Annotated in this window: 29 protein-coding genes; 7 read left to right on the forward strand and 22 right to left on the reverse strand. The window is 31.2% G+C overall.

What is annotated here, in order from left to right; genetic code table 11:
• From ACTT9P_RS05995 to ACTT9P_RS06020, 6 genes are read right to left on the reverse strand one after another with little or no spacing between them, the layout of a single operon-like run.
• Window positions 1-1,620 (reverse strand): electron transfer flavoprotein-ubiquinone oxidoreductase, encoded by a 1,620-nt coding sequence (locus ACTT9P_RS05995; protein WP_440909782.1) that lies wholly within the window; start codon window positions 1,618-1,620, stop codon window positions 1-3.
• 23 nt (window positions 1,621-1,643) lie between these two features.
• Window positions 1,644-2,597, reverse strand: a complete 954-nt coding sequence (locus tag ACTT9P_RS06000) for an electron transfer flavoprotein subunit alpha/FixB family protein (RefSeq protein WP_440909783.1) — start codon at window positions 2,595-2,597, stop codon at window positions 1,644-1,646.
• Window positions 2,597-3,346, reverse strand: coding sequence for an electron transfer flavoprotein subunit beta/FixA family protein (locus ACTT9P_RS06005; RefSeq protein WP_440909784.1), 750 nt, complete (start codon window positions 3,344-3,346; stop codon window positions 2,597-2,599). Before ACTT9P_RS06005 ends, ACTT9P_RS06000 begins: the two co-directional genes overlap by 1 nt.
• Complete coding sequence (locus ACTT9P_RS06010; RefSeq protein ID WP_014953475.1) at window positions 3,346-5,778, reverse strand: GcvT family protein; 2,433 nt, start codon at window positions 5,776-5,778, stop codon at window positions 3,346-3,348. Before ACTT9P_RS06010 ends, ACTT9P_RS06005 begins: the two co-directional genes overlap by 1 nt.
• Before the next feature lie 57 nt (window positions 5,779-5,835).
• On the reverse strand, window positions 5,836-6,312 hold the full coding sequence (locus ACTT9P_RS06015) for a hypothetical protein (protein ID WP_440909785.1): 477 nt from the start codon (window positions 6,310-6,312) through the stop codon (window positions 5,836-5,838).
• Complete coding sequence (locus ACTT9P_RS06020) at window positions 6,281-6,850, reverse strand: NAD(P)H-dependent oxidoreductase (protein ID WP_440909786.1); 570 nt, start codon at window positions 6,848-6,850, stop codon at window positions 6,281-6,283. The genes ACTT9P_RS06015 and ACTT9P_RS06020 overlap by 32 nt, the downstream gene beginning before the upstream one ends.
• Window positions 6,851-6,879: 29 nt before the next feature.
• On the opposite strand from ACTT9P_RS06020, the gene ACTT9P_RS06025 reads away from it, so the two are divergent.
• Window positions 6,880-7,077 (forward strand): hypothetical protein, encoded by a 198-nt coding sequence (locus ACTT9P_RS06025; protein ID WP_440909787.1) that lies wholly within the window; start codon window positions 6,880-6,882, stop codon window positions 7,075-7,077.
• Here ACTT9P_RS06025 and ACTT9P_RS06030 read toward each other — a convergent pair.
• The 12 genes from ACTT9P_RS06030 to ACTT9P_RS06085 all read right to left on the reverse strand — a co-directional run bounded on the left by ACTT9P_RS06030 (window position 7,035) and on the right by ACTT9P_RS06085 (window position 16,136).
• On the reverse strand, window positions 7,035-7,457 hold the full coding sequence (locus ACTT9P_RS06030; RefSeq protein WP_440909788.1) for a DUF6691 family protein: 423 nt from the start codon (window positions 7,455-7,457) through the stop codon (window positions 7,035-7,037). The two genes, ACTT9P_RS06025 and ACTT9P_RS06030, sit on opposite strands and share 43 nt — an antisense overlap.
• Window positions 7,454-7,873: a YeeE/YedE family protein gene (locus ACTT9P_RS06035; RefSeq protein ID WP_440909789.1), complete on the reverse strand. Its 420-nt coding sequence runs from the start codon at window positions 7,871-7,873 to the stop codon at window positions 7,454-7,456. Before ACTT9P_RS06035 ends, ACTT9P_RS06030 begins: the two co-directional genes overlap by 4 nt.
• A complete protein-coding gene (locus ACTT9P_RS06040) occupies window positions 7,873-8,313 on the reverse strand; it encodes a CoA-binding protein (protein ID WP_440909790.1) in 441 nt (146 codons plus the stop codon). The genes ACTT9P_RS06035 and ACTT9P_RS06040 overlap by 1 nt, the downstream gene beginning before the upstream one ends.
• On the reverse strand, window positions 8,313-9,086 hold the full coding sequence (locus tag ACTT9P_RS06045) for an enoyl-CoA hydratase (protein ID WP_440909791.1): 774 nt from the start codon (window positions 9,084-9,086) through the stop codon (window positions 8,313-8,315). Before ACTT9P_RS06045 ends, ACTT9P_RS06040 begins: the two co-directional genes overlap by 1 nt.
• Before the next feature lie 48 nt (window positions 9,087-9,134).
• Window positions 9,135-10,238, reverse strand: coding sequence for a mandelate racemase/muconate lactonizing enzyme family protein (locus tag ACTT9P_RS06050; protein ID WP_440909792.1), 1,104 nt, complete (start codon window positions 10,236-10,238; stop codon window positions 9,135-9,137).
• A complete protein-coding gene (locus ACTT9P_RS06055; protein ID WP_440909793.1) occupies window positions 10,235-11,455 on the reverse strand; it encodes a Coenzyme F420 hydrogenase/dehydrogenase, beta subunit C-terminal domain in 1,221 nt (406 codons plus the stop codon). The genes ACTT9P_RS06050 and ACTT9P_RS06055 overlap by 4 nt, the downstream gene beginning before the upstream one ends.
• The gene (locus ACTT9P_RS06060; protein WP_014953485.1) at window positions 11,455-12,186 is read right to left on the reverse strand and encodes a class II aldolase/adducin family protein; all 732 of its coding nucleotides are present in this window, start codon (window positions 12,184-12,186) and stop codon (window positions 11,455-11,457) included. Before ACTT9P_RS06060 ends, ACTT9P_RS06055 begins: the two co-directional genes overlap by 1 nt.
• Window positions 12,183-13,079 carry an NAD(P)-dependent oxidoreductase gene (locus tag ACTT9P_RS06065; protein ID WP_440909794.1) on the reverse strand — a complete coding sequence of 299 codons (897 nt, stop codon included), beginning with the start codon at window positions 13,077-13,079 and terminating at the stop codon, window positions 12,183-12,185. The genes ACTT9P_RS06060 and ACTT9P_RS06065 overlap by 4 nt, the downstream gene beginning before the upstream one ends.
• A complete protein-coding gene (locus tag ACTT9P_RS06070) occupies window positions 13,080-13,925 on the reverse strand; it encodes a HalD/BesD family halogenase (RefSeq protein WP_440909795.1) in 846 nt (281 codons plus the stop codon).
• 224 nt (window positions 13,926-14,149) lie between these two features.
• On the reverse strand, window positions 14,150-14,524 hold the full coding sequence (locus tag ACTT9P_RS06075; protein WP_440909796.1) for a cytidyltransferase: 375 nt from the start codon (window positions 14,522-14,524) through the stop codon (window positions 14,150-14,152).
• Window positions 14,524-14,931 (reverse strand): AAA family ATPase, encoded by a 408-nt coding sequence (locus ACTT9P_RS06080; RefSeq protein ID WP_440909797.1) that lies wholly within the window; start codon window positions 14,929-14,931, stop codon window positions 14,524-14,526. Before ACTT9P_RS06080 ends, ACTT9P_RS06075 begins: the two co-directional genes overlap by 1 nt.
• A complete protein-coding gene (locus tag ACTT9P_RS06085) occupies window positions 14,928-16,136 on the reverse strand; it encodes an aromatic ring-hydroxylating oxygenase subunit alpha (protein WP_440909798.1) in 1,209 nt (402 codons plus the stop codon). The genes ACTT9P_RS06080 and ACTT9P_RS06085 overlap by 4 nt, the downstream gene beginning before the upstream one ends.
• A 49-nt stretch (window positions 16,137-16,185) precedes the next feature.
• On the opposite strand from ACTT9P_RS06085, the gene ACTT9P_RS06090 reads away from it, so the two are divergent.
• The 3 genes from ACTT9P_RS06090 (at window position 16,186) to ACTT9P_RS06100 (ending at window position 19,020) form a co-directional block, all read left to right on the forward strand.
• Complete coding sequence (locus ACTT9P_RS06090; protein ID WP_440909799.1) at window positions 16,186-16,953, forward strand: methylenetetrahydrofolate reductase; 768 nt, start codon at window positions 16,186-16,188, stop codon at window positions 16,951-16,953.
• Window positions 16,946-18,304: a glycine cleavage T C-terminal barrel domain-containing protein gene (locus tag ACTT9P_RS06095; protein ID WP_440909800.1), complete on the forward strand. Its 1,359-nt coding sequence runs from the start codon at window positions 16,946-16,948 to the stop codon at window positions 18,302-18,304. The genes ACTT9P_RS06090 and ACTT9P_RS06095 overlap by 8 nt, the downstream gene beginning before the upstream one ends.
• 149 nt (window positions 18,305-18,453) lie before the next feature.
• Window positions 18,454-19,020, forward strand: a complete 567-nt coding sequence (locus ACTT9P_RS06100; protein ID WP_440909801.1) for a YIP1 family protein — start codon at window positions 18,454-18,456, stop codon at window positions 19,018-19,020.
• Here the strand turns inward: ACTT9P_RS06100 and ACTT9P_RS06105 are convergent.
• From ACTT9P_RS06105 to ACTT9P_RS06120, 4 genes are read right to left on the reverse strand one after another with little or no spacing between them, the layout of a single operon-like run.
• The gene (locus tag ACTT9P_RS06105) at window positions 19,017-19,187 is read right to left on the reverse strand and encodes a hypothetical protein (protein WP_440909802.1); all 171 of its coding nucleotides are present in this window, start codon (window positions 19,185-19,187) and stop codon (window positions 19,017-19,019) included. The genes ACTT9P_RS06100 and ACTT9P_RS06105 overlap by 4 nt on opposite strands.
• Window positions 19,180-19,821: a DUF3726 domain-containing protein gene (locus ACTT9P_RS06110; protein WP_440909803.1), complete on the reverse strand. Its 642-nt coding sequence runs from the start codon at window positions 19,819-19,821 to the stop codon at window positions 19,180-19,182. The genes ACTT9P_RS06105 and ACTT9P_RS06110 overlap by 8 nt, the downstream gene beginning before the upstream one ends.
• On the reverse strand, window positions 19,790-21,451 hold the full coding sequence (locus ACTT9P_RS06115) for a hypothetical protein (protein WP_440909804.1): 1,662 nt from the start codon (window positions 21,449-21,451) through the stop codon (window positions 19,790-19,792). The genes ACTT9P_RS06110 and ACTT9P_RS06115 overlap by 32 nt, the downstream gene beginning before the upstream one ends.
• Window positions 21,452-22,423: a membrane dipeptidase gene (locus ACTT9P_RS06120; protein WP_440909805.1), complete on the reverse strand. Its 972-nt coding sequence runs from the start codon at window positions 22,421-22,423 to the stop codon at window positions 21,452-21,454.
• A 94-nt stretch (window positions 22,424-22,517) separates the two neighbouring features.
• Between ACTT9P_RS06120 and purE the strand changes: the two genes are divergently transcribed.
• The 3 genes from purE to ACTT9P_RS06135 are packed head-to-tail and all read left to right on the forward strand — an operon-like array spanning window position 22,518 to window position 24,520.
• On the forward strand, window positions 22,518-23,003 hold the full coding sequence (gene purE, locus ACTT9P_RS06125; protein ID WP_440909806.1) for a 5-(carboxyamino)imidazole ribonucleotide mutase: 486 nt from the start codon (window positions 22,518-22,520) through the stop codon (window positions 23,001-23,003).
• 6 nt (window positions 23,004-23,009) lie between these two features.
• Window positions 23,010-24,056: a 5-(carboxyamino)imidazole ribonucleotide synthase gene (locus tag ACTT9P_RS06130; RefSeq protein ID WP_440909807.1), complete on the forward strand. Its 1,047-nt coding sequence runs from the start codon at window positions 23,010-23,012 to the stop codon at window positions 24,054-24,056.
• Window positions 24,056-24,520: a GNAT family N-acetyltransferase gene (locus tag ACTT9P_RS06135; protein ID WP_440909808.1), complete on the forward strand. Its 465-nt coding sequence runs from the start codon at window positions 24,056-24,058 to the stop codon at window positions 24,518-24,520. Before ACTT9P_RS06130 ends, ACTT9P_RS06135 begins: the two co-directional genes overlap by 1 nt.
• Window positions 24,521-24,522 lie beyond the last annotated feature (2 nt).

Raw genomic sequence — 24,522 nt, forward strand, 5'->3', positions numbered from 1 at the left:
CTACATATTTCCATACTTAGGCCCACCACCACCCTCAGGAGTTACCCAAGTGATATTTTGTGAAGGTTCTTTGATATCACAAGTTTTGCAATGAATACAATTTTGAGAATTAATAACAAATTTATTAACATCACCTTCTTTTTGAACTTCATAAACTCCTGCGGGGCAATATCTTTGCGCAGGTTCATCAAATTGTTCTAATGTATATTTAATTGGTAATTCTGGGTCTTTAAGTTTTAAATGTACTGGCTGATTATCTTCATGATTTGTGCCAGTTAAATAAACAGAGCTTGTTTTATCAAATGTAATTATATTATCAGGTTTTGGATAATCTATTTTTGGCATTTCGTTTGCTGGCTTTAATGTTTCGTGATCAGCATGTTTATGTTTAAGAGTAAAAGGTAATTTACCTCTAAATATTATTTGATCTATACCAGTAAAAATAATACCTAAAATTAAACCCCGACTAAAACTTGGTTTAACATTTCTTGCTCTAAATAATTCTTCATATAACCAGCTTTTCTTAAATTTTTCCTCATAAGAAGATAAATCCTTATTATCTTTTATATGTTCAATTATTGTTTCTGCAGCAATCATTCCACTTTTCATTGCTGTATGAGAGCCTTTAATTTTCGGCATATTAAGAGTTCCGGCATCACAGCCTACTAGTAATGCACCTGGCATAAACATTTTAGGTAAACTTTGAAAGCCTCCTTCAATCAAAGCTCTTGCGCCATAAGATATTCTTTTACCACCTTCTAATATTTTTTTGATTGCTGGATGTGTTTTAAATCTTTGAAACTCATCAAAAGGAGAAAGATGAGGATTTTTGTAATCTAAACCAATTACATAGCCTAAAAAAACCTGTTTATTCTCTGCATGATACATAAAACTTCCACCATAAGTGCTATTATCTAGAGGCCAGCCAGCTGTATGCGTTACTAATCCTTCTTCATGAGTGTCTTCACTTACTTCCCAAATTTCTTTAAAACCAATTCCATATTGTTGAGGATCTTTTCCTTTATTTAGTTCAAATTTATTTATTAATTGTTTGCCTAAATGACCTCTGCAACCTTCTGCAAAGACTGTTACTTTGCCGTGCAATTCCATACCAGGTTCATAACTATCTTTTTTGTTTCCTTCTTTATCAATACCCATATCTTGAGTTGCCACACCTTTTACAGATCCATCTTCATTATAAAGAATTTCACTAGCAGGAAACCCTGGGAATATTTCAACTCCTAACCCTTCTGCTTGTTCGGCAAGCCATCTACATAGATTAGCTAAACTAATGATATAGTTTTTATGATTTTGTTGAACCGCTGGCAATAACCACGTAGGCCAGCTTAAAGATTTTTCTTTACCTAAAAATAAAAATTTCTCTTTTGATACTTTTGTTTTAATAGGTGAGTTTAATTCTTTCCAATTTGGTAATAATTCATCTAAAGCTCTAGTTTCAAAAACATTTCCACTTAAGATGTGTGCACCAATTTCTGAAGCTTTTTCTAAAAGACAAACATTTAGGTTTGAGTCTAACTGTTTAAGTTTTATTGCAGTTGCTAATCCTGATGGCCCACCACCAACAATAACAACATCATATTCCATCGACTCTCTTGTCATAGTATGATTTTTTACAGAATTTGTTATTTTTGTATAGTGTTTAATTTGTTCAATTCTTCTAGGAATTGAGGAAGAGCTTCAAATAAATCTGCTTCTAAACCATAATCTGCTACACTAAAAATTGGCGCTTCACCATCTTTATTGATAGCAACTATAATTTTACTTTCTTTCATTCCAGCTAAATGCTGAATAGCACCTGAAATACCCACTGCAATATAAAGATCTGGCACAACAACTTTTCCTGTTTGTCCAACTTGGTGATCATTACTAATATAACCAGCATCAACCGCAGCTCTTGAAGCGCCAATTGCAGCATTTAATTTGTCTGCAACTGCAGTAATCAATTTAAAATTATCTCCATTTTGCATTCCTCTTCCACCAGAGACTACAACTCTTGCGGTACCGAGTTCTGGTCTGTCAGATTTAATTTCTTCTCTTTTAACAAATTTTGTCGATGCAAACTCTTCGCTAGGATCAACTTTTTCTATTGGCGCAGATCCACCACTGCTTTCACAAGTATCAAAAGATGTAGGTCTGATTGTTACACATTTTTTTGGATCATTGCTTTTAACAGTTGCAAATGCATTTCCAGCATAAATTGGTCTTAAAAAAGTGTCTGCTGAAATTACTTTTGTAATATCACTAATTTGAGATGTATCTAAATTTGCTGCTATTCTAGGCATCAAATTTTTACCAAAAGTATTTGCTGAACAAACAACATGTGAATAGTTTTCTGCAATTTTTATAACTACAGGAGCAAAGTTTTCTGCAACAAAATTTTCATAATGTGGCGCTTCAACAGTTAGAACTTTTTTAACTAACGGTAATTCAGATAAAGCTTTTGCAGCTTCAGCTGAATTATTTCCAATTATTAAAGCGTGAACTTCTGCATCAATTTGTGATGCTGCTGTTAATGCGTTTAATGTGAATGGTTTTAATTCTTTATTGTTGTGCTCTGCTATTAATAAAACTGCCATTATATTACCTTTGCTTCATTTTTTAATTTTTGTACTAGTTCTGCAACATTTGCTACTTTAATACCTGCTTTTCTTTTTGGTGGTTCTTCAACTTTTAATACTTCCACTCTAGGTTTTGTATCCACACCAAGATCTGCTGCATTTAATTGATCAATTGGTTTTTTCTTAGCTTTCATTATGTTTGGTAATGAAGCGTATCTAGGCTCATTTAATCTTAAATCACAAGTAATAATTGCTGGAACATTAATTTCAATTGTTTCTAAGCCTTCATCAATTTCTCTAACAACTTCTAGTTTGCCATCTTTTACATCTATCTTTGAAGCAAAGGTTGCTTGTGGCCAATTTAAAAGCGCACTTAACATTTGACCAGTTTGATTACAATCATCATCAATTGCTTGTTTACCCATAAAAACTAGATCTGGTTTTTCTTTTTCAACAACTTTTTGTAATAACTTTGAAACGGCTAAGGGTTCAATTGTTCCATCAACTTTAACATGAATTCCTCTATCTGCTCCAACCGCTAAAGCTTTTCTAACTGTCTCTTGAGCTTTTTCTTCACCAATTGTAACTGCAACTACTTCTGTAGCTTTTCCCGCTTCTTTAATTTTTACTGCTTCTTCGACTGCGTTATCATCAGGTGGATTAGTTGACATTTTAACATTGTCAGTAACAACACCTGTACCATCTTCTTTAACTCTGATCTGTACGTTGTAATCAATTACTCTTTTTACTGCTACTAAAATTTTCATTAAGCTCTTAATAAATTATTTTCAGGGTCATATGGACTCTCATCTAAAACAGTAGCGTCGTACATTTTACCTAAAATATCAACTTTTAATTTTTCGCCAACTGTCGCAACGTCAGGTTTGACCATAGCTAAAGCAATAGATTTATCTAATCTAAATCCATACTCTCCACCAGTTGCTCTACCTACTACCTTGTCATTTTGATAGATAGGATTATTTCCTAATACATCAGCATCCTCAGTATTATGAACTTCTAATGTCACTAATTTATTATCAAAACCTTTTTCTCTCCATTTATTCAATGCTTCAAGTCCAATAAATTTTCCTTTATTTGGATGAATAAATCTATCTAACCCAGACTCGTATGGTGAATACTCAATTGAAAGTTCTGTACCTACTAATTTGTAAGACTTCTCAACTCTTAAGCTATTCATCGCTCTTATACCAAAAGGTTTAATTCCAAATTCTTTTCCAGCTTCCATTAATTTATCAAATATATGATTTTGATATTCAATAGGATGATGAAGTTCCCAACCTAACTCACCAACAAAGTTAACTCTCATTGCATTTACTGGTGCGTAACCAACATCTACTTTTTTAGCTGTTAACCATTTAAAGTTTTCATTTGAAAAATCATCTTTAGAAACTTTTTCCATTAATTTTCTTGCTTTTGGTCCAGCTACAACCAAGACACCATTGCTGTTTGTAAGATCTTCAAATATTACCGATCCATCTGTTGGCATCCACTTTTGTATCCAATCATGGTCTAATCTTAAGTTAGCTCCAGCTGAAACTAAATAATAGCTGTTCTCTGCTTCTTTCATGATTGTAAATTCTGAATGAACACCACCCTTTGTATTCAGGGCATGACATAAATTTATTCTTCCAACTTTTTTAGGAAGTTTGTTTGCAACTAAGAAATCTAAAAATTCTTCTGCTTTAGGTCCTTTAATTCTACATTTAGCAAATGCTGTCATATCAAGTAAGCCAACATTTTCTTTTACATTCTGACATTCCTTTTTGATTGCATCAAACCACTTTGATCTTCTAAATGACCAATCATCTTTTTGTTCCATTCCATCTGTTGCAAAAAAGTTTGGTCTTTCCCATCCAAATTTTTGACCAAATACTGCACCTAAGTTTTTCATTCTCTCATAGCAAGGAGAAGTTCTTAAAGGTCTTGCGGCAGGTCTTTCTTCATCTGGATAATGAACAATAAATACATGACTATAAGCTTCTTCATTTTTAGCTTTTAAATATGATTTAGAACAATAATTACCATATCTTCTTGGTTCTACACCAAGCATATCAATAGTTGGTTCACCGTCTACAATCCATTCTGCTAACTGCCAACCAGCTCCACCAGCTGCAGTAATACCAAAACTATGTCCTTCATTAATCCAGAAGTTTTTTAAACCCCATGCAGGACCAACAATTGGATTTCCATCTGGTGTATAACAAATTGCACCATTATAAACTTTTTTAACACCTACTTCTCCAAAAGCTGGAACTCTATGTATCGCGCCTTCAATGTGTGGTGCAAGTCTATCTAAATCTTCTTGAAATAATTCATACTCAGATTCTTTTGATGGACCTTCAACATAGCAAGCTGGTGCTCCATCTTCATATGGGCCTAAAATTAATCCACCCGCTTCTTCTCTCATATACCATCTGCTATCACTATCTCTTAAAACACCCATCTCAGGTAATCCTTCTTTTTTTCTTTTTTGAATTTCTGGATGAGGTTCTGTAACAATATATTGATGTTCAACAGGTATTACTGGAATTTCTAAACCAACCATCTCACCTGTTTGTCTAGCAAAGTTTCCTGAGCAAGAAATTATATGTTCACATTCAATAGAGCCTTTATCTGTTTCAACAATCCAACCATCTTTGGTTTGTCTCATTGCTAAAACCGTAGTGTTTCTATAAATCTCTGCCCCTCTATTTCTTGCTCCTGTTGCAAGAGCTTGGGTTAAATCTGCTGGTTGAATATATCCATCTTCAGGATGTTGAATTGCTCCGACTAAATCATCTGTATGACATAAAGGCCAAATTTCTTTTACTTGTTCTGGTTTTAAAAATTTTACATCTACACCAATTGTTTTCGCTACCCCTGCGTATTGATAATATTCATCCATTCTATCTTTAGTGCTTGCAAGTCTAATGTTTGATACAACACTAAAGCCAACATTTTTTCCTGTTTCTTCCTCGAGTGTTTTATATAAATTTACTGCGTACTTATGAAGTTGACCTACTGAGTAACTCATATTGAATAAAGGAAGCAAACCTGCTGCATGCCAAGTTGAACCTGAAGTTAATTCTTTTCTCTCAACTAAAACTACATCTGACCAACCTTTTTTTGCTAAATGATAAAGAGCACTAACGCCTACAACTCCACCACCTACAACAACAACTTTAGTTTTAGTTTTCATTTGCAGATTCCTACTAAATTTTTCAAAGTTTCGAAAGAAAAATGTATCTGTGGATAATTAAATTGAGTTGCCCAAAGATATAGGTTGGGAAACCATGGTCGTCAGCCAGCAATCCTTTAGAGGACCATCTGTGTTTAATTTTTCAACTTGCCAATTGAACTTATGATAGTTCTTATCTTTCCCTAAGATTATAACCTCAAACTGAGCCCAATTGTCGCCAAAAGCTAATTGAGTGACTGTATGTTCCAAATGATCAATCATCATTGAATAGGATTTTCCTTTAATCATAGTCTTAAATCTTGGTAGAGGACCTGTTACTTGTTTGTTTGATGGATGTGCAAAATTCCAAGTTTGTTCAATACCGCTGTCCGTAAAATCCTTATCATTCTTCATTAATCCTCTAAGTTGGATTTCTACAACCTGCTTCGGTGAAATATCTTTACTAGGTTTAATTAAATCTGCTTTTGATAAACATGTGAGTAATATCAATATAACAAATGATTTAAACGTTATTTGCAGTTTCTCTAACATCATTTAAAAACTCTTTTCTTTTTTCATCACCAACGAATGGCACAGCAAAGTATCTCCTATAAATTATATTATAAATTCCACACATGTGAAAAACACCTCTTTTTAATCTTCTAATTGGTAAATTTAAAAAGAAAGTAGTAATTGCTAGCCTTGGAGATCCATAAGTACAAAAAATTATAGCTCTTTTATCTTTTAGGTTTCCAATTGGATAACCATAGTTCCCAACTAATTGTTTAAATTTAAAGGCCCAAGGTGGAGCTAGCACTTTATCTATCCAGCCTTCAACAATTGCTGGCATTCTGAAATTCCAAATTGGAGCAATTAAAACAATTGTATCTGCTTCTTCTATTCTTTTTCTGTGATCTAAAACTTCTTTATCTGGATCTTCACCTGCAAAAACTGGGTTAAACTTCTCTTTATATAGATCAACAACATCAACTTGATTGCCCTTTTCTTTTGAGGTTTTTATAAACTCATCTCGAATAGCCGCATTAAATGATGCGTCATCGTAGTGACCGTATACTAAAAAAATTTTCTTCATAATTTTTATATTAATTATATAAGAATTTTATGGAAAATTACTATGTAATTGAAGGTGATCATGCTGATCCTAATGATATAAAATCTATCAAAGAAGAAACAAAAAACCAACATGGTCCTTTTTCTAAAAATAAAGCTGAAGATTTTGCAAAAAGTTTAATTCAAAAGAATATTGATAACTTTTATCATCGTGCTTGGGTCGTAGATTCAAACAACTTAGCTAAATAAAACCCTACAAACATCGCTATTACAAAAGAAATAGAATAATAGTTTATTAATGCGATTGATGAAATTGCTGGACCAGGGCATAGACCACCAAGTCCCCAACCTACACCAAACATTAATGAACCTAAAACTAATTTTTTGTTTATCTCTTTATTATTTGGAATATTAAATGAAACTTCGCATATAGGTTTTTCTTTTTTTTTGATCAAATGAAATAGAGGTGAAGATACTAATAACGCTCCAATCATTACAAATGCTAATGAAGGATCCCAATTACCAAATAAATCTAAAAAACCTAAAACTTTTTCAGGATTAATCATTTCACTAATAACCAAACCTATTCCAAAAATAATCCCTGAAACTAATGAGATAATTCTAGTCATACTAAATTTTTTATCAAAACTGTTAAAATTCCAACAACCATAAAAGTTATTGTTGCTATAATTGATCTTAAAGAAAATCTTCCAATTCCACTAATACCATGCCCGCTTGTGCAACCTCCGCTTATTTTGGTCCCGATGCCAACTAATAATCCCGCCACGATTAATAAAGGGAAAGAATTTGAAATTGAAATATTAATTTCTTTATTTGAAATTAAAGAATAGAGAATTGGACCAATAATTAAACCTGCTAAAAATAAAATATTATCAATTCTTCTCTCTTTTTGATTTAGTGTATTAGCTGCAATTCCACTTATTCCTACTAATCTTCCATTAAACAAGAAGAAAATTACTACAGCTAAACCTATAATTATTCCTCCAATCAACGCAGAATAAGGTGTGAAATTTACTATTGTCATTAATTACTTAGTACTGGAAACGCTTGTCTGATTTTTAGAAAGTGTTTTTGATATTCCATCTTTGTACATCGGTTTTCAATATACTCAATGTTATTTCTTGAAGTAATTCTTTTAGCTTTCTCACATTTAATTCCAAGTTGGAGCCATAAAGTTTTTGCTTTTATTTGTACAGTTTCATTAGCAAAACCTTCTGCTTCTTTAGAAGGTCTGAAAACATTAACTATATCAACTTTTTCTTTTATCTCATTTAAACTTCCAACAAACTCTTCACCTAATACTTTCTCACCTTTAGATCTTGGGTTTACAGGAATAACTTTAAATCCATATTCTTGCATATATTTCATAACTATAGTCGAAGTTTTACTTGTATCTTTGCTAACTCCAATCATTGCAATTGTTTTAGAATTTGACAAAATTTCTTTTATTTTTTCATCTATCATTATCTATTTTTCCAAACAGGTTTTCTTTTTTGAAGAAATGCAGAAATTCCTTCCTGTGCGTCCATTGCCATCATATTTAAAGTCATCATTTTACTCGTATAAGCATAAGCTTTACTTAATGGCATTTCTAACTGCTTGTAAAAAGCTTGCTTACCAATTTTAATTGTAAGATTAGATTTTGAGGCAATTTTTTTGGCAAGTTTTAAAACTTCATTGTTTAATTTTGATTTATGGAAGCAATCATTAATCAAACCTAATTCTTTTGCATAATTTGCTTTGATTGGTTCCCCAGTTAATAACATTTTCATCATAGGTTTTCTTTGGATTTTTCTACTAACAGCAACCATAGGAGTACTGCAAAACAATCCTATATTTACTCCTGGTGTTGCAAATAACGCGTCTTTAGTACTGTAAGCTAAGTCACAACTCGCAACCAATTGACATCCTGCAGCGAAAGCCGCTCCATGAACTTTTGCAATAACAGGTTTTTTTCCTTCAACAATTTGCATCATCAATTTTGAACAAAGATTAAATAGCTTTTGATACTTATTTTTAATTTTTAAACTTTTAACTTCTTTTAAGTTGTGTCCAGCACTAAAACCTTTTCCGGCTCCCTCTAAAATTATAACCTTAGTATTTTTATCTTTATCAAGCTTCTTAAATACTTTGATTAAATCACTTAAATTTTTAAACGATAAAGAGTTATAAGTTTTTGGTTCATTAATAGTAACTAAGGCAATACTGTTTTGAATAATCTTACATTTAATATTCATAATTAATTAGAACCTATATTAAAATAGATTTAATTTCTTTCTTTAAAATTAATCAAGAATAACAGCAGGTTTTCCCAATATATCTAAGTCTGGCTCAACTCCTAAACCTATACCATCTGGAGCTGAAATTTTTCCTTTTTTTCTAGTAGGTCCATTTTTATCCAATCTTGGAGAAACATAACCAGATAGATCACAAACATTAAGTAATCTTGAAGGTTCGCAACTAGTGCCTAGATGTAATAATGCTGAGGTTGTTATGTCACTTCCCCATGTATCTTCAATACACATCTTAGTTCCAAAATAATTACAAAGTTCTCTTGCATATCTTACTGCGCTCACTCCACCAAATTTAGAGAGTTTTAATGCAGCTACATCCATAATTCCTTTTTCATGTCCTTCTAAAAGAGTTTTTGTATCATAAACTCCTTCATCTAATTTCATCGGAAGACCTGTTGCTTGTTTTACTGAAGCACACTCAGATAAGGTAACACAAGGTTGCTCTAACATAATATCTAAATGAGCTACTGCTCGACTTGTTCTTATTGCATCAAGTGGTGTTGCTCCGCAATTCCAATCACCATAAACTAAATGCTGATCATCAATCACTTCTCTAACTTTAATTAATCTTTCAGTGTCAATTCTCCAATCATTATCAACACCAAGTTTAACTTGAAACTGAGTTATACCCTCCTTTTGTTTTTCCTTTGCAATTTTAACCATTTCATCTGGAGCAATACAAGTTATGGAATGGTATAAAGGCATGTCTTTTTGTTTTTGACCACCGAGTAATTTATATAAAGGTAAATTTGCAACTTTTGCTGTTATATCCCATAACGCAATATCCAAAGGTGATTTTGCATAAGGATGCCCTTGTAAATATTTATTTACCTTTGCCATCAACGCCTCTGGTCCAACTGGATCAGATCCTATAATTACTGGTGCTATCTCTGTTAATGCGGGTGTTATTCCTTTTGCATATGCTGGCAAATAATGGGGAATAGGACAGCATTCACCCCAGCCTTTAATACCACTATCAGTATCTATTGAGATAATTATACTCTCTACTTCATCACAAGTTTTATTACCAGCCATATAATATGTTTCGTGACTTTTAAGATTTATATTCCAAATTGATAATTTAGTTATTTTCATAATTTACCAACTCTCTTTGCAACACCTTCTTCTTGTTTTTTATTAAAATCATTATCATTTAATTTATACAATTCTTCAATTCTCAAATTTTTAGTGTTTATTGATGGTAAATTATTTTTTTTCATTCCTTGGTGTCTTGCGTATACTGCTTGTTTTTTTGTGGTTTGGTGAGGTTGAAAATCTTTTATATCATCAATAGTAATTTGATCACCTTTCACAAGATATCCATTTTCAACAGCTTCATTAAAAATTTTAATTCCTTTTTTTGTTCGCGTTACTGCAGCATTGAAACCTTCATCTTCTCCTTTTGGAGAACCACCCCTCCAAGTATCAAGTGCTGCTATATCTGCACTTTCACCAATTGCATCTGGACAAATTTTACATCTAAAAGGAACTTTCCAATTACTTTCATCTCCCCAGAATGAATTATAATCTTTATCAAACTCTTTTTGATCTTTAGTTTTTATATACATTCTACCTGGATTTCCAAAACCTCTATACCTAAACTCCTCAAGCTCTTGTTCTTTAACATTAAAACTATCAATAAATTCTTGTGACTTTGTTAATTCTTGAAAACCACCACAAACTAATGTGAAAATATATTTGCAATATTGATCAACTCGTCCATCAAATTTAGCAAGTAATCTTATCGCTCCTGCGTCACAAGGTTTTCCAACAAATGCGAAAGTTTGTTTTTTATCCAATGCTTTATGGAATTCGCTCAAAGGTGATGATGGGCCATATCTTGATCTACTTTCGCAATTTAATAAGTCATCTTTAGAGTAGCTATATTTAACAACATTACGCATTGGGTTTTCCTTATCACCAGCCGTATGCATAATAAAATCAACTTTATTTTTTTCCAGTAAATATAAAGATAATCCATTTAACAACCCTCCTGTAGAACTTTGAAATCTAATTTTTGGATCGGTAGACCATGAATAATATAAACCAAAATAATTTCCCCAAACAATATCTTTATTTGATCCCTTGTTTTCCTCTTGATCCTCTGGTCCTTCTGCAATTACCCCTGGGCAAACCTTTTTAATGTTTTCTAATATCTTATTGCTAATTGGTTTTAATTCTTTAGGTTCTAAATTGCCTTTGTCACTCATTTCCATCTTAAGTAAATTGTTGCCTGCAATACTTTTGCAAAGCCCACAGCCAATACAAAGGCCATTATCTACAATGTCAGCTAAAGAATTTATTTGTGTCATTACTCTTTGTAAGATGGATCTTTAGCATCACATCTTCTAAGTAATGCTGGCCATTCATTTAATCCAGGTGAAAATAAATCATACTGTTTCTGAGATAGCTTCCACATTTCTTCTGTAGCTCTTTCAAGAGGTAAACCTGAACTTGTTGCCTGAATAGCAACTTCACACATTCTAATTGCATAATACATATTCATAAAAGCTTCACCAGCTGTAGCACCAACAGTCAATAATCCATGGTTCTTCATGATTAAAACTTTGTTATCTCCCATGTTTTCTGCAATTCTAACTCTTTCATCTTTATTTATCGATAAGCCTTCCCATTCATGATAACCAACTTTTCCATAAAGCATTGAACTATCTTGAACTAAATGAGGAATACCATCTTTAAGAGCTGTAGCAGCTAATGCTGAAGGTGGATGTGCATGAAATACAAATTTTGCATTAGGATGATTTAGATGAATTGCACTATGAATAATAAATCCTGCAGTATTTGCTTTTTCTGGTCCTTCCAAAACTTTGCCATGTTCATCAACTTTAATTAAGTTTGACGCTTTAACTTCTTCATATAACAAGCCCATCTCATGCATAAAAAATGTATGATCTGTTCCAGGAGCTCTTGCTGTAATGTGGTTCCAAACAGTATCATCCCAACCCATCATATTGGTTAATCTAAACATAGCTGCAAGATCGACTCTTACTTTCCAATCTGCTTCACTAATATTATTTTTCATCTTCCCTCCTTTGAAAAAGTTAATTTGTTATTTTGTTCTAAAATTTTGATCACTTTTAAGTGATTAGAATTGGGACCAAATTTTTTAAGCGCGTTTTTATAAATTTTTGAAGTTAAATTCATTATTGGTAAATTTAATTTTTCTAATTTAATGATTTCATTAGCTAAATTTAAGTCCTTCATCGATAAACCTAAAAAGAATGAGGGGTCATAATCACCATTAATCATATTTGGACCATATCTTGTTGATGTATAGCCGCCACTCGCACTCTTATCTATAATCTCCAACATGGTTTTTGGTTTAATACCTGATTTTACTCCAAGCATTAAAGACTCCGATAGAGAAAGATAATTCAAATAGCAAAGGCTTACTTGAGCAATTTTAGCAGCATAACCTGCGCCAGCTGTATTTAGGTAATAAAGATTTTTGCCTAAAATATTGAAAATAAATTTAAGCTTATTTACTGTTTTTTTTTGGCCTCCCACAAATATGGATAGATCTCCTGATTGAGCTTTTAAATTTCCACCTGATATTGTGGCATCAACAAATTGATTGATTTTTCTCTTAAGTTTTTTCTTCAAAAAATTAAAACAACTAAGAGAATTAGTCGAACAATCTATCCAAACTTTATTTCTGTCTAATTGATCAATAATTTTATTTTTCCCAACAGACAATGATTTTATTTGTTTGGGTCCAGGCACACATGTTATTATGATGTCAGAAAAGTTAATTAACTCTGTTAAAGAGTTAGTTGCTTTTGCTTTTTTTGATTTAAATTTTTGAGTTGTTTTTTGGCTTACATCATAACCTAATAAATCAATTTTTTTTGATTTATGAAGATTTAAAGCCATCGGCATCCCCATATTGCCTAGACCTATGAAACCTATTTTCATTTAATCAATCAATCCGTCAACTTTAGTATTATTTCTTTCAAAATGAATAGGTAAAGCTTTTCCATAAACTTGTTTTGAGTGCTCAGGTTTATTTACTCTATAAGGATCTTTAACATAGGTTGGTAAAGCAATATATCTAGAAGTTTTACCCTCAATTTTAGTTACACGATGCATAGAAAATCTTCCTTTGAAAATTTGTAGATCACCTGGTTTTAAATCCAAAGATTTTACAGTTTTTCTATCTCCTCTTAAAACTTTAGTAACCTCATCAAAGTTTTCATTATTTTCATTTCTAAGATCTTGTGAATATTCAAATAGTCCACCTTTGTCTGCTTTTTGAATTAAAATACTTAAAGTAAATTCATTTCCATCAAAGTGCCATGGAAAATAATGATCCTCATGCATTACGCTATAAGGATTTTTGCCTAATGGATCTGCCCATTTATATAATGGATAAACACCTAAACTATCAGAGACAAATTTTAACATTTCATCAGACTCATATAATGTATCTAAGTCAGAGTCGGTTTCTAAGTCATCTGAATTTAAGTAGCCGCTTTCTCTAAAAGTAAATATTCTTTTTGGATGATCTTTAGACAATTCAGGATCATCTTTGGTAAAATAAGGATTATGACTATCTTTAGTCCAATATATTTTGTTTAAATTTCTCTCCACTTCTTCTTTCATTTTAAAGAGAGATTGTGTTTTAATAAAATTTGGTAAAACACAACAGCCATCTTGATCTAAAAGCTTTTTATTTTTATCAATTAACTTCTTGTACTCATCTGAATTAGTTTGGTTTATTGGATATTCGTTTAAGTTTATAATATTTTCTAATTTTTTCATAAATCTCCTTTGTTGATTAAAATACTTAGTATTAAAGAAAATTTATTTTTCTAAACTTGTGGGCTTACAAAAATTAATATGAGTGTTGCAATTTATTTTTTTTAACAACAAATTAAAAAGTCTTGAGGTTAATTTAGCACTAAGCCCTACTCTGGTTAGTCTAGTATGATGTGAGGCTAGCGTTAAATTCATTGTAAAATATTATTAAATTTTATTATAAAAAGCTACTCTAATTTCCCTTCTTCTCTCATTTTAGCTCTAATCTTGGTAGCTGAGATTTTTTGAATTTCTTCAGATAAGACTATCTCTTCAATTTTATAACCAACACCTCTTCCATAACAAATATTTGTAATATTTGGCACTAGCATAATCTTAAATCTACCTTCAAACTCTGGATTGAGTCTTTCCTCTATATTTTTTTTAACTGTTTCAAAATCAAAAGGATTATCATCAACCCCTTGAACATCTCTGATTTGAATACAAACTTGACCAGTTTTTTTTATAATTTCCTTAAATAGAGTGTAATGGCCATCGTGAAAAGGTTGCCATCTTCCTAACATTTGCGCAGTTGGTTTTTTATTATCCCATTCGTAAGCCATTATTTTATCTCCTTTAATATTTTTGGTGCCCAGTTTTTAGCATCTTGAGTTGTTACATGAAAGTTAAACTTCTCAGGTTTAATGAACATCTTATTTGTATCGTCAAATCTACCTTCTTTTATTGTGTCTACCCAAATAACAAAATCTGCAGGAAAAAGTTTTCTTGCTTCTGGTGTTGGGCAGATAAAATCTGCAACAACATTATTTCCATCTTCTTTCATTTTTAAAGCAAAGTCAGCCATTCTTTTTGATTGTCTTTTTCTTCCTTCCTCTGAAAAATCCCAATCATTAGCTTCTTTTCTAACTTCATCAGCATTAAGTCTCTTTGCATTAAGCAATGGTGCTAATTCATTTGCTAAAGTTGTTTTTCCTGATCCTGGAAGACCCATGATTAAAATTATTTTCATAGTAAATTAGTTGCAACCCACTTATGAAATTGATGTGTTGGTTGATCCATAACTGGAGAAAAATTTCCACCATTGTATACTGGTGAATTTCTACCCTCTTGCATTCCTTCTATAGCTTTTATGTCTTCTATCATCACATCTTTCCAAAATCTGGAATTTTCTTTTCTTAATTCTTTAAGTTCTTCACCGTTAGCACTTTCATTTCCAATATAATACATTTGCATATGTTCACGGGTTTTATCCATTGCTAAAGGCTCTAACCAATAAACGTAAAAATGATCAATATGTAAACCTATCATAACATTAGGGAATAACGCTATATATTCAGAATTCTTAAGTTTTGTTTTATCCCAATTAGGAAAAGTTTCAAATTTTTTATTTCCTTTTACAGGTTGTTCATATTTTTTACTTCCTTGACCTGCAAATCTATTTGGCAAACCTTGAATGTGATAATGATCATTAATATTTGAGACTTTATTTAATTCAGGATGAATTGTTGGTAAGTGATAACTTTCACAGTAATTTTCTATTGCAAACTTCCAATTACAATTTACGTCTAAATTAAAATAGCCATAATCATTAGAATGAACGATTAATTTTTGATCATCTTTATTGATAAAGCTAGACCATCTATCTTCGAGAGGTTTAATATAATCATCAAATTCTATTTCATTAGAATTGATATTTACAAAAATTATATCCATCCAAACTTTAGATTTTACCTCTTTTAAATTACTTTTATTTTTATCAAATTTTTCTGATTGGTGATTATTAAGACCACCAATATGCGGAGTTGCAATTAAGTTTCCTTTAAAATCATAAGACCAAGAATGATAAGGGCACCTGATCACATTTTTTAAAGTACATGGTTTATCAATAAGCTTAAATCCTCTATGGCTACATACATTATGAAATACTTTTATTCCCCTATCTTTGTCTCTTACCAAAATTAAAGGGATTCCAAGCAGATTATATGGTCTAGCATCTCCTGGGTTTGGAATTGAGCTTGCGACACCTATTACAATCCATTTATTACAAAAAATTTTTTCTCTTTCGTAATCCAAATAATCAGCATTTGTGTAACATTCATTAGGGAGGCCATTTGCATTTTCAATTGGCATATCTACATTTTTAAGCTTATCTATTTCCAAAATTCCTGAAAGGGTTGAATTTGTGAATTTCTGAGACATAGAAAAAATTACCATGGGTTAAATTTTTAGCAATAAATTTCCTAAGAGTAAGAAATGAATTTCTTTGACAGAGATTTTCAAAAAAGATACGAGTCAGGGAAGAATGAATTTTTCTTTAGAAATTGGTCCCCATACGGACCTTGGTACTCTTCCTGATGTAAAGGATGTTTACGTAACACTATTGCCTGGAGGAGACTATAAAGAGACAGCAAAAAAATCGGGAGATTTAGTTAAAAAAGGTTTTAACCCAGTTCCACATGTTCCAGCTCGTTCAATAAACAACGATGAAGAGCTAAAGGATTATATGAATATGTGTAAAGATTTAGGAGTAAAACAAGCTTTAGTGATTGGTGGAAGTAGAGAACCAATTGGAAAATTTGATAGTTCATTTCAAATTCTCGAAACAGGATATTTAGAAGGAATTAAAATTGGAATAGCAGGACACCCTGAAGGAAGCCCTGATATTTCGGATAAAGATTTAGAAAAAGCAATGATAGATAAGAAGCCTTATGCTGATTATATAGTTACTCAGTGGCTATTAGAAAGTCAGCCTATTATTGATTTCATTTCTAAACAAAGCGTACCAGTGCATGTTGGAATTACTGGGCCCATGAAAATTTCAAGCTTAATTAAGTTTGCAAATATCGTTGGTGCGAAAAATTCCATTAACTTTCTTAAATCTAATTTTAGTAAGGCGTTAGATTTATTAAAACCTAAAGACCCTAATGATTTAATTGGGAAGGTTAAATCGCATACTGATAACTTCCACATTTATACATTCGGCGGCTTGAAGGAAACAAACAAGTGGTTGAAGGAGAACAAATATGTCTAAAGAGTTCGATTACGACAAAGTAAGACATGTGATGTCAGTAGATCAGTCTGACAGAAAGGTGCCATATAACTTAAGACAAAGTGGTCCTACTAAAGTAGAAATGTTAATATCAACGAGAGTAAGAAAATCTCCATATTGGCATTTATCAATGAAAGCAGGTTGTTGGAGAGCAACTGTTTACAATCGTATCTATCACCCAAGAGGATATGTAAAACCAGAAGATGGTGGAGCAATGGTTGAGTATGATGCAATTGTTAACCATGTAACAATGTGGAACGTAGCTGTAGAAAGACAAATTCAAGTAAAGGGTCCAGATGCAGAAAAGTTTGTTGATTACGTAATCACTAGAGATGCAACAAAAATCTCACCTATGAGAGCAAGATATGTAATTTTATGTAATGCTTATGGTGGAGTTCTTAATGATCCAATTCTATTGAGAATTTCTGAAGATGAGTTTTGGTTTAGTTTGTCTGATAGTGATATTGGAATGTATCTTCAAGGTGTAAATGCAGATGGAAGGTTTGATGTCGATATAAATGAAATAGATGTTAGTCCAGTTCAAATTCAAGGTCCAAAATCAAAAGCACTTATGAAAGATCTTTGTGGAGATCAAGTTGATTTTGATGATATGCCTTTTTATGGTTTAGCTGCTGCTAAAGTTGGAGGAAGAGAAGTTGTTATTTCTCAATCAGGTTTCTCTGGAGAAGCTGGTTATGAAATATATTTAAGAGACTCTACATTGTATGCTGAAGATATGTGGAATGCTGTACTTGAAAAAGGTAAAGCACATAACTTAATGGTTATCGCTCCTGCTCATCATAGAAGAATCCAAGCTGGAATTCTTTCATGGGGTCAAGATTTAGATCAACAGCATAATCCATATCAATGTAACCTAGGCTATCAAGTTTCATTATCTGGAAAAGGAGAATGGAATAAAAAAGGAGACTATGTAGGTAAAGCTGCTTTAGAAAAAATGGGTAAAGAGCTTAAGGAAGGTAAAAAACCATACAAGCTTCAATTAGTTGGACTAGAATTAGGCGGTAAACCGATTGAAGAATACGCTCCTGATTTCTGGTTAATATCAAACGAAGATGGTGGAGAACCTGTTGGTTTTGTTACATCACCTTGGTATCACCCAGAGAAAAAACAAAACATTGCAATGGGATATGTGCCTTTTGATGGAACATTAAATGCTAATGGTTTTCCAAAAGGTAAATTGGGTACGAAATACAAAATACACTTACCTGATCAATATGCAGAAAAACCAGGGCAACCTGTTGATGCTGTCGTTGTTGATATTCCATTTAAAGAATCTTACAACGCTAACACTAGAGAAGTTGTAAAAGGTTAATAAATATTATTTTAGGGGGCAAGCATTTGCCCCCTAGTATCCATGACTAAAGGCTTTTTAATCGTTATTTGCATAATAATAGTGATTGGTTTAATTGTGTTCCCATTAATTGTCTCTTATAAAGAGCAAAAAAATAACAAAAAAAAGTAATGCTACAGGAAATTTATAAAATTATAATAAGTGTACTAACTTTAAATAAACCCTTTTTTAAAGATAAAAAAAATTTCGGACAAGCTTCAATTTATTTTGCAATTTTACTTATAATTATTGGTGCCATTATTAGCATAATTCCTAACAGCTCTTTTTTAGTTTACATGGGATCTCATTTTGATTTAGGTGTTGTTCAAGGTCCATCTCTAAGAGTAGTTTTAATTACTTCAGTTATAATGTGGATAATCAAAACTACTTATTTATTTTTTGTGGGTACAATTTTATTTCCAAGCAAAAAAACAAATTGTGATTATAGAAAAATTTTAATTCTTGTAGCTTATTGTCAAGCACCTCTATTCTTAAATGTCATTATTATTACTCCTGCTCTTCTATTTTTCGCTTTCATTACTTATATCTGGTATAATATTTCTTTAATTATTGGTCTTAAAATTTTCTTAAGTTATGAGGGTTATATTAAAGCTGTACTTGTTTCCTTAGCCCCTCAAATTATATTTTTTATCTATGTTTTATCATTGTTTCAAACCAACAATGTTACTTTCAGTTAAAGAGGAAATATAGTTTTAGAAACTCTGCAAGATTTGCAAATTTTATAGCTTGTTAAAATCAAATTTTGTGTAACGCTCTCATCTTCTTGTTTGCATTCATCGCATATATTGTTCAATTCTTCTTGATTTATGTTATCCGAATTATTTTTATCTGGTGAACTAGTCATTATCAGTCAATCCTGCTCCAGCACCACCTTGTTTCAAACTTTCAGACTCCTCAACAAAAGTATCTTCACTTAATTGATAAAGTTCTTTCCAATCAGTGTCGGTAAAATTAATAGTATTATCTAATAGATTAATTTGTACATCTTCAGTTTCTCTAAAAGTTTGTTCAAAATTATTATTTGAATACATATTTAGATTATAATTTAAGTTCACATTAACTTTATCAAATTTTATTTGAATTCTTTTACCAATTATTTCAGAACTCCTACTTAAAAAAGGTATTAGTAAAATTGGATAAGCTAACTTATTTAAAGTTAGTTTTTTTTCTTTAAAACTGTGTGACTGATCCAAAAAACTTGTACCAAAACTAATTGGACAAAAGCAATTTTTATCTGAAACATTGTTTTCTTTAAGTAATTTAAGTTTTTCAAACTTTTGTTTTTGTGTTTCTTTTAAAAAGGAATTTAGATTTTTTATACCTGGCAAACCATAAGACTCTAGCAATCTAATATTTTTTCCAACTTCTTCTGAAATACCCCAGCTAAACCCTGCAGCTCTACTCGCTCTTTTTGAAACTGTTTCAATTTCACTTAAAGATCTCATGTTAAATTTGGGTTTTGTAAACCCACTGTTCATCATAGTTACTCAATTCACTTGGTAAAGGTGCTCCCTGAAACATACATATTCTTAACCATTTGTCTGATCTAGGATCGAATTTTAGTGCACCAAAAAAAGACAACTTTAATCTTAACATATCTATTGGAACTATTGATTTGCCAATAGTGTTATCTTGTATTTCTGAGTAAGGGAATTCTTCGATGATAAATGCTCTTCTAACAACGTGTCTTAAATCTGGATTATCAGATAAAAAATTAGCAATTGAATTGTTCTTTTTTAACTCAATAATTTTGTCATAAAGTTTTTTTATATCTCTTGCTATTGCTAATGGTTGTTCTAAATCTGAACCATGTTCCTCAAATCTATCTGCTAATCTTGGTTCTTCTTTATTCTTAGAAATAAACCAAAAGTTTTGGTTGTTTTCTTGCTTTTTGAAGTCAATTTTTAATATTTCTGAATATCTTTTCTCTAAAATTAATTTTAAATCATTAGTAGTTCTGTTTGTTGGGATATTAAAATATTTTTCCTCTTCCGAACTCATTTTTTTAATTAGTGGTTCCACTATATCTTTATAGGGTTCTAGCATAAGAGAAACGATATATTCGATTGCCTCCTCACAAAGGTTATTTTCCGACCAAATGTAGATTTCATTAAAAAGAAATTCTTTTTTCAAATTAAAATCATTTTCAATAAATCTTATAAATTTTTTGATATCAGAAAGTAGGTTGTTGATTTTTTTAATTTGAAATTCACTTTCAGAGTTCCAACTAGTAATATTTGTTAGAGAACTTTTTAAACATTCTGAAAATAATAAAAAATCTTTTTCTTCAACATTTTTAATTTCTCTAATTTGTTTAAGTGCCTTTTCTCTCATTAAAATCCAATTATTTAATAAAGTTGGATGATTTACAATAAACGGTGCCATACCGAGACCAGTTGAATTACCAATTCCAAGATTTTTACAGATTGATTTATCTAAACTTACAGCTTTTTTAGAATTTCTACTTTTTGCTATATGATTTACTTGGTCAAAAGTAAATTGTCTTACTAAATAAACCAACATCATTTCTAATCTGAAAGGTCCATTAATTTCCTCTCTATTTTTTATTCGAAATCGATCAGCCAATCCAAATTTTCCTGATCCATAAACTGCTGTTGTTCTATAAAGGTACCCTACTTTGGATAATAAATCTAAATCAGGTTGCTTCCCCTCGCTTAGATTGTCTACAACATGATTAAAAATACGAACTGACTTATTTGCTCTTGATAAAGTAAGTTCTTTATAAGACATCCTGCCAACTTCTTGTTTCGGCACTTCATTTCTTAATCGATCAATATCTTGTTTGGATGGAACTCCGTCATGTAGAGTAAAAGCAGCATCCCATTTAGTGGCAATCACTCTATCTGATCTTTCTTCGTCATTAATTTCGTTTGCAAAACATACTAACGAATAAACTCTTTTATTTTTTCTAAATGAATATACTGCGGTACCAAAACCATTTTTGTCCAGGTTAAATAAATCTCTTTTATAATCCCAATCTTTGAATTCATTTAAAAAACTTCTTAAGAAAGAAAGTCTTGATTGATGAAAGGAACCAAGTCTTGATAGTTTCATTACTGTATTTGGGTTTCTAAGTTCGATTTTCATTTAAATATTTTTATAAAAATTATACCAATTATTTCCTAAAATACCGTTTACATCATCATTTGAAAATCCGACATTTCGGAGTCCTTTTTCGATGTTGTCAAAACCTCTTGCATCTTTAAACCAAGCGGGTTGTTCTGGAAATCCTGGTTTATTTTTTGATCCTTCTCCAAAATTTTTTGTTTTAGCCCATGTACCATTTCTCATCCACTCAACAACTTTATCAGGTTGATTTAGACAAAGATCCGAACCAATTCCTATATTTTTTACACCCATTATTTCAGCTGTTTTTGCAACCATTTCACAAAAGCTTTCTAAAGTACAATTGGTATTTTTATCTAAATGATGTGGATATAAAGAAAGTCCTAGCATTCCATTGCTATCTGCTAATGCTTTCAAAAGTTCATTAGATTTATTTCTTTTAGCAGCATGCCAAAAAGTAGGGTTAGCGTGTGTTATCGCAATTGGTTTTTCACTATATTCAATAGCTTCAAGACTACTTTTTTCTGCTGAATGAGACATGTCTATTACAATACCAACTCTATTCATCTCTCTTATTACTTCTCTACCAAAATTTGTAACACCACTATCATTTCTCTCATAACATCCTGTGGCTAATAAAGACTGATTATTATATGTAAGTTGCATAAATCTGCATCCTAACTGATGAACTTTTTCTACTAGAGAAATATCATCCTCTATTGGAGAACAGTTTTGGAATCCAAAAAAAATTGCTGTCTTGTTAGTTTGTTTTGCTTTTTTTATATCAGTTGCATCATTTGCTAAAAAAATTAAATCTGAATTATTTTCAGCTAATTTTTGCCATTTCTTAATTTCTAGTAGCAGTTCATCATAATTTTCGTGATAAACTATAGTTACATGTACTGCATCTAATTTTGCTTCTCTATTAATTTCAAATATTTCTCTAGACCAATTGCAATACTGAAGGTTATCTATTCTATAATTATTAGTCATAATTTTTGTAACAATTTATCAATCTACTAATCAAATTCTATAAATTTATTGAAATTTTACTGAGAGTTTGAAATAAAGTTTTTCAAAGATTTCAATGAATAAAATTAAAAAAGTTTCAATAGTAATGGGCAGTCAGTCTGATTACAAAACAATGAAACTGGCCGAAAATGTGCTAAAAAAATTAGGCGTCCCTTTCGAGACTCAAATTGTCTCGGCTCATCGCACACCAGATAGAATGTATAAATTTGCTAAAGATGCAGAAAAAAATAACATTGGTGTCATTATAGCTGGTGCAGGAGGATCGGCTCATTTACCAGGTATGATTGCTGCAATCACTCAAATACCAGTATTAGGTGTTCCTATAGAAAGTAAAAAATTAAAAGGTCTAGATAGTCTTTTATCAATTGCACAAATGCCAAAGGGAATACCAGTTGGAACCTTAGCTATTGGTGAAGATGGTGCAATTAATGCTGCTCTTTTATCAGCAGCAATTCTCTCAAATGGAAATACAAAAATAAAAAGTAAGTTAAAGTCTTGGAGAAACTCTCAAACAAATAAAGTTAAAAAAAAACCTAAGTAAAAATAAATGCCAAATATTTCTTTAGGTATTATTGGTGGTGGTCAACTTGGCAGTATGTTGACGGTAGCGGCAAAAAAATTAGGTATTAAAGTAATTATTTATTGTGATGATACGAATGGTCCAGCTCAAAATTTTTGTGATGAGTATATTTGCGGTTCTTATGATGATCATAATAAAATTAATGAATTTGTTGACAAGGTTGATGCTGTAACTTTTGAGTTTGAAAATATTCCTTTTAAAACTTTAGATGAGATCAATAAAACTAAACCAGTTTTGCCCAAACCTTCTGTGAATAGAATAATTCAACACAGATTAGCAGAAAAAGATTTTGTAAATAAATTAAATATAAGAACAACAAGATATGCAACCGTTGACAAAAAATCTGATTTAGAATCTTTAGGTGATTTATTGCCTGGTATACTTAAAACAACCACTTTAGGTTATGATGGAAAAGGACAATATCCAATTAATTCTCTTGAGGAAATAGATAGTCTAAATATTGATTTTACAAAAGACTACATTCTAGAAAAACTTGTAAAATTAAAGAAAGAGATTTCTGTAATTATTACAAGGTTTGGAATTTATAATTATGAAATCTATGAACCAATAGAAAACAAACATGAAGATCAAATTTTAAAGTATTCTGAAATACCTGCGGATATTAGCCAAAAAATTTTAGACCAATCAAAAGAATGGACAATTATGCTTGCAGAGGAGCTTAAATATATTGGAACAATGTGTGTAGAATTTTTTGTGGATAAAAATGACAATCTTTTTGTAAATGAAATTGCACCTAGGGTTCACAACTCAGGTCATTTAACAATTAATGCATTTAATATAAGTCAATTTGAAAATCATATCAGAGCAGTATGTAAACTTGAAAAAATACCTTTAAAAAAATTATCAAATGCTAAAATGGTTAATTTAATTGGTGAAGACATACTGCACTACAGACAAGATCCTTTCCTTGAAAAAAATCAATTCTTTTTTGACTACTTAAAAAAAGAAGTTAAAAAGAAAAGAAAAATGGGTCATTTAACGACTTTAAAATAATGCTGAAATCAATAGAGGGAAATTTTGAAAATCCTGAAGTGAATGAATTACTTGTTAAGCACTTCGTGGAACTCAGAGCAGCTTCTCCTGAAGGAAGTGCTCATGTTTTAGATATTCCAGGATTAAAAGATCCTACAATCAAATTTTGGAGTTTGTGGGAAGAAGATAAGCTTATGGGGTGTGGAGCTCTTAAATTTTTAGATCAAAATCATGGTGAATTTAAATCAATTAGAGTGCATGATAAATTTAGAGGTCAAAATAATGGCGTTAAAGTGATTAACCATTTAATTGAAGAAGCTAAAAAACTGGAAATTAAAAGACTTAGTATTGAAACAGGTGCTGGAAAATTTTTCTTACCAGCAAGGAAATTATTTGATAGATGTGGATTTGAAATTTGTGAACCTTTTGCTCATTACAAAAAAGACATAAATTCAATGTATTATACAAAACTTATTAATAGTTAGGC

The organism is Candidatus Pelagibacter sp., from assembly GCF_052048095.1.
Classification (GTDB): Bacteria; Pseudomonadota; Alphaproteobacteria; order Pelagibacterales; family Pelagibacteraceae; genus Pelagibacter.

What these genes read in the sequence shown, in the direction of transcription:
- ACTT9P_RS05995 (WP_440909782.1), bottom strand. Translation starts at nt 1,620, where the DNA reads ATGACAAGAGAGTCGATGGAATATGATGTTGTTATTGTTGGTGGTGGG.
- ACTT9P_RS06000 (WP_440909783.1), bottom strand. Translation starts at nt 2,597, where the DNA reads ATGGCAGTTTTATTAATAGCAGAGCACAACAATAAAGAATTAAAACCA.
- ACTT9P_RS06005 (WP_440909784.1), bottom strand. Translation starts at nt 3,346, where the DNA reads ATGAAAATTTTAGTAGCAGTAAAAAGAGTAATTGATTACAACGTACAG.
- ACTT9P_RS06010 (WP_014953475.1), bottom strand. Translation starts at nt 5,778, where the DNA reads ATGAAAACTAAAACTAAAGTTGTTGTTGTAGGTGGTGGAGTTGTAGGC.
- ACTT9P_RS06015 (WP_440909785.1), bottom strand. Translation starts at nt 6,312, where the DNA reads ATGATGTTAGAGAAACTGCAAATAACGTTTAAATCATTTGTTATATTG.
- ACTT9P_RS06020 (WP_440909786.1), bottom strand. Translation starts at nt 6,850, where the DNA reads ATGAAGAAAATTTTTTTAGTATACGGTCACTACGATGACGCATCATTT.
- ACTT9P_RS06025 (WP_440909787.1), top strand. Translation starts at nt 6,880, where the DNA reads ATGGAAAATTACTATGTAATTGAAGGTGATCATGCTGATCCTAATGAT.
- ACTT9P_RS06030 (WP_440909788.1), bottom strand. Translation starts at nt 7,457, where the DNA reads ATGACTAGAATTATCTCATTAGTTTCAGGGATTATTTTTGGAATAGGT.
- ACTT9P_RS06035 (WP_440909789.1), bottom strand. Translation starts at nt 7,873, where the DNA reads ATGACAATAGTAAATTTCACACCTTATTCTGCGTTGATTGGAGGAATA.
- ACTT9P_RS06040 (WP_440909790.1), bottom strand. Translation starts at nt 8,313, where the DNA reads ATGATAGATGAAAAAATAAAAGAAATTTTGTCAAATTCTAAAACAATT.
- ACTT9P_RS06045 (WP_440909791.1), bottom strand. Translation starts at nt 9,086, where the DNA reads ATGAATATTAAATGTAAGATTATTCAAAACAGTATTGCCTTAGTTACT.
- ACTT9P_RS06050 (WP_440909792.1), bottom strand. Translation starts at nt 10,238, where the DNA reads ATGAAAATAACTAAATTATCAATTTGGAATATAAATCTTAAAAGTCAC.
- ACTT9P_RS06055 (WP_440909793.1), bottom strand. Translation starts at nt 11,455, where the DNA reads ATGACACAAATAAATTCTTTAGCTGACATTGTAGATAATGGCCTTTGT.
- ACTT9P_RS06060 (WP_014953485.1), bottom strand. Translation starts at nt 12,186, where the DNA reads ATGAAAAATAATATTAGTGAAGCAGATTGGAAAGTAAGAGTCGATCTT.
- ACTT9P_RS06065 (WP_440909794.1), bottom strand. Translation starts at nt 13,079, where the DNA reads ATGAAAATAGGTTTCATAGGTCTAGGCAATATGGGGATGCCGATGGCT.
- ACTT9P_RS06070 (WP_440909795.1), bottom strand. Translation starts at nt 13,925, where the DNA reads ATGAAAAAATTAGAAAATATTATAAACTTAAACGAATATCCAATAAAC.
- ACTT9P_RS06075 (WP_440909796.1), bottom strand. Translation starts at nt 14,524, where the DNA reads ATGGCTTACGAATGGGATAATAAAAAACCAACTGCGCAAATGTTAGGA.
- ACTT9P_RS06080 (WP_440909797.1), bottom strand. Translation starts at nt 14,931, where the DNA reads ATGAAAATAATTTTAATCATGGGTCTTCCAGGATCAGGAAAAACAACT.
- ACTT9P_RS06085 (WP_440909798.1), bottom strand. Translation starts at nt 16,136, where the DNA reads ATGGTAATTTTTTCTATGTCTCAGAAATTCACAAATTCAACCCTTTCA.
- ACTT9P_RS06095 (WP_440909800.1), top strand. Translation starts at nt 16,946, where the DNA reads ATGTCTAAAGAGTTCGATTACGACAAAGTAAGACATGTGATGTCAGTA.
- ACTT9P_RS06100 (WP_440909801.1), top strand. Translation starts at nt 18,454, where the DNA reads ATGCTACAGGAAATTTATAAAATTATAATAAGTGTACTAACTTTAAAT.
- ACTT9P_RS06105 (WP_440909802.1), bottom strand. Translation starts at nt 19,187, where the DNA reads ATGACTAGTTCACCAGATAAAAATAATTCGGATAACATAAATCAAGAA.
- ACTT9P_RS06110 (WP_440909803.1), bottom strand. Translation starts at nt 19,821, where the DNA reads ATGAACAGTGGGTTTACAAAACCCAAATTTAACATGAGATCTTTAAGT.
- ACTT9P_RS06115 (WP_440909804.1), bottom strand. Translation starts at nt 21,451, where the DNA reads ATGAAAATCGAACTTAGAAACCCAAATACAGTAATGAAACTATCAAGA.
- ACTT9P_RS06120 (WP_440909805.1), bottom strand. Translation starts at nt 22,423, where the DNA reads ATGACTAATAATTATAGAATAGATAACCTTCAGTATTGCAATTGGTCT.
- purE (WP_440909806.1), top strand. Translation starts at nt 22,518, where the DNA reads ATGAATAAAATTAAAAAAGTTTCAATAGTAATGGGCAGTCAGTCTGAT.
- ACTT9P_RS06130 (WP_440909807.1), top strand. Translation starts at nt 23,010, where the DNA reads ATGCCAAATATTTCTTTAGGTATTATTGGTGGTGGTCAACTTGGCAGT.
- ACTT9P_RS06135 (WP_440909808.1), top strand. Translation starts at nt 24,056, where the DNA reads ATGCTGAAATCAATAGAGGGAAATTTTGAAAATCCTGAAGTGAATGAA.